General features: G+C 68.8%; 10 protein-coding genes. 4 read left to right on the top strand and 6 right to left on the bottom strand.

The window, feature by feature from the left end; translation table 11 throughout:
- A partial coding sequence (locus tag JHY01_RS24725) for a hypothetical protein (RefSeq protein ID WP_205328385.1) occupies positions 1-312 on the top strand: 312 nt, incomplete at its 5' end.
- Positions 313-339: 27 nt separating this feature from the next.
- On the opposite strand, the gene JHY01_RS24720 is transcribed toward JHY01_RS24725, so the two are convergent.
- Positions 340-741 (bottom strand): VOC family protein, encoded by a 402-nt coding sequence (locus tag JHY01_RS24720; RefSeq protein ID WP_205328384.1) that lies wholly within the window; start codon positions 739-741, stop codon positions 340-342.
- Positions 742-822: 81 nt separating this feature from the next.
- Here JHY01_RS24720 and JHY01_RS24715 point away from each other — a divergent pair, with 81 nt between their 5' ends.
- Positions 823-1,569: a TetR/AcrR family transcriptional regulator gene (locus tag JHY01_RS24715; protein WP_205328383.1), complete on the top strand. Its 747-nt coding sequence runs from the start codon at positions 823-825 to the stop codon at positions 1,567-1,569.
- Positions 1,570-1,623: 54 nt separating this feature from the next.
- Here JHY01_RS24715 and JHY01_RS24710 read toward each other — a convergent pair whose 3' ends face one another.
- The gene (locus JHY01_RS24710; RefSeq protein WP_205328382.1) at positions 1,624-3,480 is read right to left on the bottom strand and encodes a YhgE/Pip domain-containing protein; all 1,857 of its coding nucleotides are present in this window, start codon (positions 3,478-3,480) and stop codon (positions 1,624-1,626) included.
- A complete protein-coding gene (locus JHY01_RS24705; RefSeq protein WP_205328381.1) occupies positions 3,477-4,511 on the bottom strand; it encodes a hypothetical protein in 1,035 nt (344 codons plus the stop codon). The genes JHY01_RS24710 and JHY01_RS24705 overlap by 4 nt, the downstream gene beginning before the upstream one ends.
- Positions 4,512-4,661: 150 nt before the next feature.
- Between JHY01_RS24705 and JHY01_RS24700 the strand changes: the two genes are divergently transcribed.
- Positions 4,662-6,764, top strand: a complete 2,103-nt coding sequence (locus tag JHY01_RS24700; RefSeq protein WP_205328380.1) for a S9 family peptidase — start codon at positions 4,662-4,664, stop codon at positions 6,762-6,764.
- 75 nt (positions 6,765-6,839) lie between these two features.
- On the opposite strand, the gene JHY01_RS24695 is transcribed toward JHY01_RS24700, so the two are convergent.
- A complete protein-coding gene (locus JHY01_RS24695) occupies positions 6,840-7,043 on the bottom strand; it encodes a hypothetical protein (RefSeq protein ID WP_205328379.1) in 204 nt (67 codons plus the stop codon).
- A gap of 185 nt (positions 7,044-7,228) precedes the next feature.
- Here JHY01_RS24695 and fbaA point away from each other — a divergent pair, with 185 nt between their 5' ends.
- Positions 7,229-8,251: a class II fructose-bisphosphate aldolase gene (gene fbaA / locus JHY01_RS24690; protein WP_205328378.1), complete on the top strand. Its 1,023-nt coding sequence runs from the start codon at positions 7,229-7,231 to the stop codon at positions 8,249-8,251.
- A 167-nt stretch (positions 8,252-8,418) separates the two neighbouring features.
- Here fbaA and JHY01_RS24685 read toward each other — a convergent pair whose 3' ends face one another.
- Positions 8,419-9,978 carry a glycoside hydrolase family 13 protein gene (locus JHY01_RS24685; protein WP_205328377.1) on the bottom strand — a complete coding sequence of 520 codons (1,560 nt, stop codon included), beginning with the start codon at positions 9,976-9,978 and terminating at the stop codon, positions 8,419-8,421.
- Positions 9,979-9,992: 14 nt separating this feature from the next.
- A complete protein-coding gene (locus JHY01_RS24680) occupies positions 9,993-10,994 on the bottom strand; it encodes a LacI family DNA-binding transcriptional regulator (RefSeq protein WP_205328376.1) in 1,002 nt (333 codons plus the stop codon).
- Positions 10,995-11,081: the final 87 nt, after the last annotated feature.

Below are 11,081 nucleotides of genomic sequence, written 5' to 3'. Positions count from 1 at the left end.
GCGGGGATCGCGCGCGGCTGGAGTGCCGCGCGCGGTCTCGGTATGGCGACGTTCGCGAATCCCCTTGGTGTCGCCGCCATCCCGCAGGGCCAGATGACGTGTTTTTGTACCAAGGCTGACACAGTCGGTAGTTCGCCCGCAACAGTGAGTTTCCGCCTGTGGATAACGTTCCGCGCAACGACATTCGCGCTGGTCACGGCCTTGTGGACCGTGGCGATTGCGGTGCCGGCGGGGCGGTTCGTTCGACGCATGGCGCAACCATGTCACGAGTTGTCGCCGAGAGGCAACAGCGAGTTGCCTTCCTGTGGATAACTTCGTGGACCGCGCCGACAACGCCGGTCACGAGCCCGCGGTTGCATCAGGCTCGGTCATCCACTGGACCAGTTGGATGATGACGCCGTTCGGATCCGCGGTCTGGAAGTAGCGCTCGCCCCATTCCTCGGTCTCGATCGGCGTGGTGATGGCGACGCCCTCGGCTTGGACACGGGCGTATTCGGCGTCGATGTCGTCGACGACGAAGGCGAGGAGCAGGCCGTCGGCGTGGCCTTTGGCGCTTTCGGGCTTGAAGGTCGGCAGGCCGGTCTTCAGGAAGATGACGTTGAAGCCGGCGTCCGGGCGCGAGAGCGAGACGAAGCCTTCCGCGGCCATGTCCTCCGCGAATCCGTAGTGGCGCTTGAGGAATTCAGCCGAGGCGTTCGGGTCGGCGACGTTGAGCGAGACGGCGGATGAGGTGATGCGCATGTGCGACTCCTTTTCTTCGTACGTTGTATATTGTACAATGTACGCTGTACGGCGTACAAGTTTCTCGGCTAGAATTCCCCCGTGACTGCCGCCACTGAAACACCGAAGCCGAACCTGCTCGAGCTGCTCTGGAGGGCCGCCCCGGAGACGGGGCGCGGGCCGCGCAAGAAGCTCACCGTCGACGAGATCGTCGCCGCCGCGATCGGACTGGCCGATGCCGAAGGGCTGGAAGCGGTCACCGTGCGCCGCCTCGCCCAGGAATTGGGGAAGGCCCCCATGACGCTCTATACCTACGTGCCGGGTAAGACCGAGCTCGTCGCCCTGATGCTCGATGCGCTCTTCGAGCGCATGGGGCGGACCCCGGGCACAGGGCCGTGGCGGGAGCGGCTCGCCGCCGTCGCCCGGGACAACTACGCGCTCTACCGGGAGCACCCATGGGCCGCGGCGGCCTCACCGGGCCGCCCGCCGCTCGGGCCGGGCCAGTGCGCCAAGTACGAGCACGAGCTGCAGGCCCTGGAGGGCCTGGGGCTGGACGATGTCGAGATGGACGACGCACTGGCGTACCTGCTCGCCTTCGTGCGCTCCGCCGCCCAGGACGCGGCCCAGTCCGAGGCCGAGCGGGCGGCCACCGGCATGGACGACCAGGAGTGGTGGGAGGCCAACGGGCCCCTGCTCGCGAAGGTCCTCGACACCGAGCGCTTCCCGACCGCCGTCCGCGTCGGCCAGGCCGCGGGCGAGGCGCACGACGCGGCGTACAACGCCGAGCACGCCTTCGAGTTCGGACTCGGGCGGACCCTCGACGGGCTCGCGGCGCTCATCGAGCGGTGATGCAAGGGCTTCGGCCCGGTCGCCCAACGGCGACCGGGCCGTTCGCGCACCGGTTCAGACCTGGAGCGGCTCGTTCAGACTGTCGGGCTTCCACCTGCGGCGCGAGGCCACGACCAGGGACGCGAGCGCCAAGGAACCGATGAGGTAGGCGGCCAGGACCAGCAGCGCCTTGACGACGTGCGCAGTCTCGCCGCCGCTGATGGTCACGCGCAGTGCGTCCACCACATAGGTCATCGGCAGGAGCGGATGCAGCGCCTGGAAGAACCCCGGCGTCGTCTCCACCGGATACAGACCTCCCGCGCTCGTCAACTGCAGCATCAGGAGCACCACCAGCAGCAGGCTCCCGGCGGTGCCGAACGCGAGCTTGAACAGGTGCGCCATGGCCGTGAAGGTCAGGACCACGAGGATCGACAGGCCGACCGTGTCGAGGGCGTCCTTCGGGTCGAGGCCGAGCCCGAGCTCGACCGCGAGGTAGAGGACGAGCGCCGACAGGATGCCGAGGAACGCGCCGGGGAGCCAGCCGCCGATCGCGATCGGGACGGAGCGCAGCGGTCCGGCCAGCGCCCGACTGTTCACCGTACGCAGTACGAGGTAGCCCATGAGGCCGAAGACCCATAGTGCGATGGCGATGAAGAAGGGCGCGAGTCCGCGGCCGTAGGTGCCGGCGGCGTTGAGGTTCTCCTCGTCGATGGTGACGGGGCTGCCGTAGGCCTCGGCGTTGTCGGCGTCGTCTGCCGGGTTGGTGCTCGGGACGGTTGCGGCGGCGGTGGTGAGGGAGGACGCGAGGGTGTCGGCGCCGTCCTGGAGGTCGGTGAGGCCGCTTGCGAGGTCGCTCGCGCCGGTTTGGGCGGTGGCGGCGGCGTCGGCGACTTGGGAGGCGCCGTCGGCGACGTCGGCGGCGCCGGTCTTGAGGGCGGTGAGGTCGCTGGAGGCCTGGTCGAGGGTGTCCGTGGAGGTGTCCTGGACTGCTGTGTTCGTGGTCTGGATGTCGTCGTTGACGGTGTTGGCGTCGTCGATGTAGGTCTGGAGTCGGGCGCAGGCGTCGGGGTCGGCGGTGTCGGTGCCGCAGAGGGTGCCGTAGACGGTGTCGAGGTCGCTGTCGGCGCGGTCGGCGAGGTCGGCGGCGGAGGCGGCGCCGGTCTGGATCTGGGACCAGTTGTCGGCGAGGGTCTGGACGACGGGTTGGGCGACGTCGACGGCTTGGTCGACGCCGTCGCTGACTTGGTCTGCGCCGTCGGCGACCTGTTGGGCGCCGGTGGTGAGGTCGGCGAGGCCGGTTTCGAGTTGCGCGGCGCCGGTTTGGGCGCTGCCGATGCCGTCGGAGAGTCGGCTCGCCCCGTCGGCGGCTTCGGTGAGGCCTTGGTTGAGTTCGGTGAGGTCGCCGAAGATGGTGGTGGCGAAGGTGACGTAGACGGCGGTGTTGATCTGGTTGCGGAGTTCGGATTCGACGGTGGAGGCCATGATGCCGGCGACGTAGCCGTTGGCGTCGTTGAGGTCGAATTCGACGGTGGCCTGTTCGGGGTCGGTTCCGGAGAGGCTGGCGAGGCGGGTGGAGAAGTCTTCGGGGACGGTGATGACCATGTAGTAGTCGCCGTTTTCGAGGCCGCGGCGGGCTTCGCTCGCGGAGACGAACTGCCAGTCGAAGATGCGGTCTTCTCTGAGTTGGTCGACGAGTTGGTCGCCGCCGTTGATCGCGGTGGTCTCGCCGTTGGTCTCGACGCTGGCTCCGGTGTCCTCGTTGACGACGGCGACGGGCATGTGGTCGAGTTTGCCGTAGGGGTCCCAGGCGAACCAGAGGTAGAGGCCGCCGTAGACGAGCGGGATGAGGACGATGGCGACGAGGGCGGCGCTGCGGATGGGGTGGCCGCGGAAGCGGCCGAGTTCGGCGGCGGCGAGTTTGAAGGGGCTCATCGGTGGCCTCCGTTTCGGTCGCGTCCGTGGTGGGCGCTTGCGGTCGGTGCGGGTTGGGCGCGGAGGTCGACGACGGTGTCGGCGGGCGGGTCTGAGCGGGTGCAGACGGCGAGGACGAGTTGGCCGGCGTCGGCGACGGTGCGGAGGGCGTCGAAGACGCGTTCGGAGCCGCAGGTGTCGAGGCCGGTGTCGGCGTCGTCGACGGCGATCGCGGGGGTGCGGGCGGCGGCGGCGCAGGCGATCGTGAAGCGGATCTGGTCGATGCGCGGGAGGAAGCCGAAGGTGTCGCCGGTGTCGACGCCGACGGCGAGGCGGTCGAGCCAGGCGTTGATGTTGGTGCGGGTGGCGGTGCCGTTGGAGACGGTGATGGTCTCCTTGATGCAGCTGCCCACGGTCGCGTAGGGGTCGAGGCGGATGGGGGGTCCGGCCTGGGCGATGGTGAAGCGGCGGCGGATGTGGCCGGGTTTGGTCTGGCCGTCGACGTGGAGTGTGCCGCGGTGGAAGGGGAAGCGGCCGGTGAGGGCGAGGAGGAGTGAGGAGCGGCCTTCGCCGCCGTCGCCGCAGAGGGCGACGAGCTGGCCGAGGCCGGCGGTGACGGTGATGTCGGTGAAGATCCGTCCTTGGCGGCCGGTCGCGGTGAGGTCTTGGGCGGCGAGGAAGGGCGTGCCGTTCGGGCGGTCGAGGATCGCGGTGTGTTGGAGCGGGCCGGCGGCTGCGCGGGGTGGCAGGTCGTGGTTCGAGGCGGCGGTGTCTCGGTCGGCGGGTTCGGGTCCGGTTGCGGCGAGGGCGGGTCGGGTGTGGGTCGCGGCGTGGCCGTTCGACCGTCCGGCGGGGTATTCGTTTGCGGGCGAGGTGGTGTGGTGGGGCTGTGGTGGTGTCGCGGTGGCCTCTGGTGGCGGTGTTTGGGTCGGTTCTGGCGTGCGTTCGGGTGCGTCGGGGTCGCCGCTGGGGGCGGGTGGGGGGTTGGCGGCGTCGCGTTCGGTGCCGGGCGTTTCGGGCGTTGGCCCTGGTTCGTCGCTCCTGTCGCTCATGGACACTATCCTCACAGGCCGGTGTGCCCGGTTTCGGGCGATTGCGCGGGTTGATGATAGCAAGTATGTTACTCATGAGTAACTTATGTGCGGAGCGAGGCGGCCGTGCTGTGACCGGCGCGTCCCGCCCGCGGCCCTTACAGTTGAGGCATGTCGGAAACGCAAGCAGCGAAACCAGCGGCCCCCCGCCGCGACCACCCGCGTACTCACCACGGCGACACCGTGAACGACCCGTACGCCTGGCTCAAGGATCCCGAGGATCCCGCCACGGTCGAGTACCTCAAGGCCGAGAACGTCTACACCGAGTCGCGCACCGCCCACCTCGCGGCGCTGCGCAAGAGCATCTTCGGTGAGATCAAGTCCCGCACGCAGGAGACCGACCTGTCGGTCCCGGTCCGCAAGCGCGGCTGGTGGTACTACGGCCGCACCGAGGAGGGCAAGCAGTACGGCATCCAGTGCCGCCTCAAGGCCGACGGCGACACGCCGCCGGAGATCGAGGCGGGAACGGCGATCGAGGGCGAGGAGATCCTGGTCGACGGCAACGAACTCGCCGAGGGGCACGACTTCTTCTCCCTGGGGACGTGCGACGTCTCGCCGGACGGGAACCTGCTCGCCTACGCCGTGAACTACTCCGGCGACGAGCGGTTCACGCTGCGGTTCAAGGACCTGCGCACGGGCGACGACTTCCCGGACGACATCCCGAACGTCTTCTACGGCGGCTCGTGGTCGCTCGACGGCTCCGTCTTCTTCTACACCAAAGTGGACGACGCGTGGCGGCCGTACCAGGTGTGGCGGCACGTCCTCGGCGAGCACGAGGACAAGGACGTGCTGGTGCACCAGGAGGACGACGAGCGGTTCTGGACCGGCATCGACCTCACCCGCTCGGAGCGGTACCTGTTCATCGTGTCCGGCTCGAAGATCACGACCGAGGTGCAGTACCTGGACGCGGCCGACCCGACGGGCGAGTTCCAGGTCTTCGGGAACGGCCGGGTGCAGGGCGTCGAGCTCTCCGTCGACCACCAGGGCGACCGGTTCTGGGTGCTGCACAACAAGGACGCGGAGAACTTCACGCTCGGCTGGACGCCGGTCGAGGACACCGCGCAGTTCCACGAGGTCCTCGCCCACGACGAGGCCGTACGGCTCGAGTCCGCCGACGCGTTCGCCGACCATGTCGTGGTGTCGATGCGCCGGGCCGGGCTCTCGCAGGTCGCGATCCTCGGCAGCGACGAGGGGCAGGATTTCGGCCGGTTGACCGAAATCGAGTTCGAGGAGCCGATCTACGCCGTCGGGCTCGGGGAGAACCCCGACTACGACTCGCGGCAGATCCGCCTCGGGTACACGTCGCTCGTCACGCCGTCCTCGGTGTACGACTACGATATCGACACCGCTGAACTGCACCTGCGCAAGCGCACGCCGGTCCTCGGCGACTTCGACCCCGCCGACTACGTGCAGTACCGCGAATGGGCGACGGCCGCCGACGGCACGAAGGTGCCGATCTCGATCGTCGCCAAGCGCGGCGTCGCCGCGGACGGGACCGCGCCGTGCCTGCTGTACGGCTACGGCTCCTACGAGCACTCGATCGACCCGTACTTCTCGATCGCGCGGCTGAGCCTGCTCGACCGGGGCGTGGTGTTCGCGATCGCGCACATCCGCGGCGGCGGCGAGATGGGCCGCCAGTGGTACGAGCAGGGCAAGCTGCTCCACAAGCGGCACACGTTCACCGACTTCGTCGACTGCGCCGAGCACCTCGTCGGCGTCGGGTGGGCCGCGCCGGACCGGATCGTCGCGCGCGGCGGCTCCGCCGGCGGCCTGCTCATGGGCGCGGTCGCGAACCTGGCGCCCGATCGCTTCGCCGGCATCCTCGCCGACGTGCCGTTCGTGGACGCGCTCAACACGATCCTCGACCCGACCATGCCGCTCACCGTCATCGAATGGGAGGAATGGGGCAACCCGCTCGAGTCCGCCGAGGTGTACGAGTACATGAAGTCGTACTCGCCCTACGAGAACGTCACGGACGTGCGCTACCCGTCGATCCTGGCCGTGACCAGCCTCAACGACACGCGGGTGGGCTTCCACGAGCCCGCCAAGTGGGTCGCGAAGCTGCGGCACGAGAGCCCGGACTCCGACGTGCTCCTGAAGACCGAGATGGAGGCCGGGCACGGCGGCCGCTCCGGGCGCTACGACGCCTGGGAGGAAGAGGCCTTCAACCTGGCCTGGGTGCTCGACAAGCTGGGCGCAGCCCAGCTTGCCTGAATAGCGTCGCCGGGCACGGTCACCAGCGATTGGAGGAAGGCCCGGTCTCCGCGAGCGGAGGCCGGGCCTTCCGCGCTACTCGGGGTGCTCGTCCTCATCCTCGGGGACCTCTTGGCGCTGCTCGGCCACGTCGGCCGGGTTCACCTCCTCGGGGAAGTCCCCGTTCGGCTCCTCAAGGGCGGCCTCCGGGTCCTCGTCGGCCGGAGGCTCGCCCGAGTCAGCCAGGTCGAACTCGGACAACTCGTCGCTCTCGTCCGCCCATTCCCGGTGATAGTTCATATAACCCACCGTAGACGCGCCCAAGCCCTCCCGGCCAGCGAACCACCAGGTAGCCTGAGTTATGCCTTCACACGGCTGTGGGCAATACTTCATCTCGATGCAATAGTTCGAGGCCATCAGACAGCGGCGTCTGAGTCCCGCCCCGGTCGGGGAGCAATCAACGACTTGTCTAAGGAGCAGGCAGCATGCCTATCGCAACACCCGAGGAATACAACGAGATGCTCGACCGGGCGAAGGCTGGCTCTTTCGCCTACCCGGCCATCAACGTGACCTCGACGCAGACGCTCAACGCCGCGCTGGCCGCGTTCGCCGAGGCCGAGTCCGACGGCATCGTCCAGGTCTCGACCGGCGGCGCCGAGTACCTCTCCGGGCCGACCATCAAGAACAAGGTGACCGGCTCGGTCGCCCTCGCGGCCGCCGCCCACGAGATCGCCAAGAACTACCCGGTCAAGGTCGCGCTGCACACCGACCACTGCCCGAAGGGCAACCTCGACTCGTTCGTGCGCCCCCTCCTCGCCATCAGCGAAGAGCGCGTGGCCCGCGGCGAGCTCCCGCTCTTCCAGTCCCACATGTGGGACGGCTCGGCCGTGCCGATGCAGGAGAACCTGGAGATCGCCCAGGAGCTCCTCGCCCGCACCTCCAAGGCCAACATCATCCTCGAGATCGAGATCGGCGTCGTCGGCGGCGAAGAGGACGGCGTCGAAGCCGAGATCAACGAGAAGCTCTACACCACCGTCGAAGACGGCCTCGCCACCGTCGAAGCGCTCGGCGCGGGCGAGAAGGGCCGCTACATGACGGCCCTGACCTTCGGCAACGTGCACGGCGTCTACAAGCCGGGCAACGTCCACCTCCGCCCCGAGATCCTCAAGGAGATCCAGGACGCGGTCGGCGCCAAGGTCGGCAAGGACAAGCCCTTCGACCTGGTCTTCCACGGCGGCTCCGGCTCGACCGCGCAGGAGATCAGCGACGCGGTGGACCACGGCGTCATCAAGATGAACATCGACACCGACGCCCAGTACGCGTTCACGCGTCCCGTGGTCGACCACATGTTCCGCAACTACGACGGCGTGCTCAAGGTCGAGGGCGAGGTCGGCAACAAGAAGGCCTACGACCCGCGCGCCTACGGCAAGCTCGCCGAGGCTGGCATGGCCGCCCGCATCGTCGAAGCCTGCCAGCAGCTCCGCTCCGCCGGCAACAAGATCAAGTAGGCAACCGCCGCAAGGCGAACGAGAAGGGCCCGGCCGCGATGCGGCCGGGCCCTTCGTGGCTTCGACTGACCCGCATACCCACCGACGCGAAGACAACTGGTAAACCACCAGGACATGAGGCATCGGGCCCGCGGCTTTCGCCGCGGGCCCGATGCCTCATGCACGTATTACTTCTTGAACCAGACCGTGGATCCCGCCGGGAGCAGGCCGTCGGTGACGGGGCTGCTCGCCAGGAGGATCTCGGTGCCGTAGGAGGCGACCGGGACGGGTTCGTCGCTGAAGTTGACGACGCAGACCAGGGCGCCGTTGTCGAACGCGAAGGCGTCCTCGCCGGGGTCGGCGAGCCAGGTCAGGCCCGTGACGCCGGAGCGCAAGGTCTTGCGGAGGTTGATCGCCGCACGGTAGAACTCGAGGGTGGAGCCCTCGGCCCCGTCCTCGGCCTCGACCGAGAGCTCGGACCAGCCGGCGGGCTGCGGCAGCCAGGAGCCGCCCGTGCCGAAGCCGAGCGAGTCGCCTTCGCGGGTCCACGGGAGCGGGACGCGGCAGCCGTCGCGGCCGATCTGCTCGCCGTTGGTGCGGAAGAACGTCGGATCCTCGCGGACCTCCGCCGGGAGGTCGAGGACCTCGTTCAGGCCGAGCTCCTCGCCCTGGTAGACGTACACGACGCCCGGGAGCGACAGCAGCAGCTGCGTCGCGGCCTTCGCTCGGGCCAGGCCGACCTCGCCGCCGCCGTAGCGGGTCACGTGCCGCTGCACGTCGTGGTTGGAGAGCACCCACGTGCACGGCGCGCCGACACCCGCGTTGTTCGCGATCTCCGCGTCGATCGCCTTGCGGAAATCGGCGGCCCTGAACGGCGCGAGCACCAGGTCGAAGTTGAACGCCTGGTGGAGCTCGTCAGGGCGCAGGTAGAGCGCGCGGCGCTCGGCCGAGTCGGTCCACGCCTCGGCGACGAAGATCCGGTCGCCCTCGTACTCCTCGATGATCGGCCGCCACGTGCGGTAGATGTCGTGCACGCCGTCCTGGTCGAAGAACGGCGCGAGCGTCGTCCCGATCATCTCGATCGAGCCGTCACCGCCCGTGTCGGGCAGGCCCTCGGCCTTCACCATGCCGTGCGCGACGTCGATGCGGAAGCCGTCCACGCCCCGGTCCAGCCAGAACCGCAGGATCGACTCGAACTCCTCGTGGACCTCGGGGTTCTCCCAGTTCAGGTCCGGCTGCGTCGAGTCGAACAAGTGCAGGTACCACTGCCGGCCGTCGTCGGTCTTCGTCCACGCCGGGCCGCCGAAGATCGACTGCCAGTTGTTCGGCGGCGTGTCCGGGTGCGCCGGGTCGACATCGCGGAACCAGTAGCGGGCGCGCTCGGGCGAGCCCGGTTCCGCGGCGAGCGCGGCCTTGAACCACGCGTGCTCGGACGACGTGTGGTTCGGGACCAGGTCGGCGATGAGCCGGATGCCGTGCGCGTGCGCGGTCTCGAGCATCCGATCGAAATCCGCGAGGTCGCCGAAGCGCGGTTCGATCGCCCGATAGTCCGAGACGTCATAGCCCGCGTCGTTCTGGGGCGAGGCGAAGAACGGCGAGAGCCAGATGGCGTCGACGCCGAGCCGGGCCAGGTAGGGGATGCGGGAGCGCACGCCCTCGAGGTCGCCCATGCCGTCGCCGTCCGCGTCGGCGAAGGAACGCGGATACACCTGGTAGATGACCGCGTCGCGCCACCAGTGTTCACTCATCGGTGCAAAACCTTTCAGTCTTCTCGGGGTGCCGCACCGGTGGAACCGCGTACGACGAGTTCGGGCCGGAACAGGTATTCCGACGACGGCGTGGGCTGCCCGGCGATCTCGTCGAGCAGGGCCCGCGCGGCCGCGGTGGCGATGTCGCGCACCGGTTGCCGCACGGTCGTGAGCGGGGGGTTGGTGTGGGCGATGAGCGGCGAGTCGTCGTAGCCGACGACGGAGAAGTCCTGCGGGACGTTCATGCCGCGCTCCTCGGCGGCGCGGATCGCGCCGAGGGCCATCATGTCGGAGCCGCAGACGACGGCGGTCGCTCCGCGCTCGATGAGGCGTGAGGCGGCCGCGTGGCCGCCCTGCTCGCCGAAGAGCGTCAGTTCGATGAGCTCGGGGCCCACGTGCTGCATGGCGGCCCGGTAGCCGGAGATCTTGCGGCGCACCGGCCAGTAGCGGTCCGGGCCCGAGACGAGCCCGATCCGCGTGTGGCCGAGCCCGGCGAGGTGCTCGACCGCGATGCGGGCGGCGACGTTGTCATCGCAGGAGAAGGACGCGGCTTCGACGCCTTCGGGGTGGCCGGTCACGAACGCGACGGGCAGGCGCTTGTCCTTGAGCTCCTGGTATCGCTCGGTGCTGGCGGTGGTGTCCGCATGGAGCCCGGAGACGAAGATGATGCCCGCGACGGCCCGTTCGCGGAGCATCTCCACGAACTCGTCCTCGGAGACGCCGCCGGGCGTCTGCGTGCACAGAACGGGGGTGTAGCCGGACCCGGCGAGCACATTGGAGATCGTCTGCGCGTACAGCGGGAAGATCGGGTTCTCCAGTTCCGGCACGACGAGGCCGATGAGGCCGATGGCGTGTTTGCGCAAGGCCTGGGGGCGTTCGTATCCGAGCACGTCGAGGGCAGTGAGGACGGACTGTCGGGTCTGCTGACCGACGCCGGGTTTGTCGTTGAGGACCCGGGACACCGTTGCCTCACTGACCCCGGCCTGCCGGGCGATGTCAGAGAGTCGAAGCCGCATGATGACAGCGTAGCCTATCTGAAATTTGGCAACAGTTTGGTTGCAAGGGTTTCCTGTTTCTGAAACATCTTGCTAATGTTCGAGGAA

The organism is Glycomyces sp. YM15 (assembly GCF_016918015.1).
Taxonomy (GTDB): domain Bacteria; phylum Actinomycetota; class Actinomycetes; order Mycobacteriales; family Micromonosporaceae; genus Glycomyces.
Note: the sequence above shows the minus strand (reverse complement) of the source record. Positions and strands in the feature narration are given on the sequence as shown.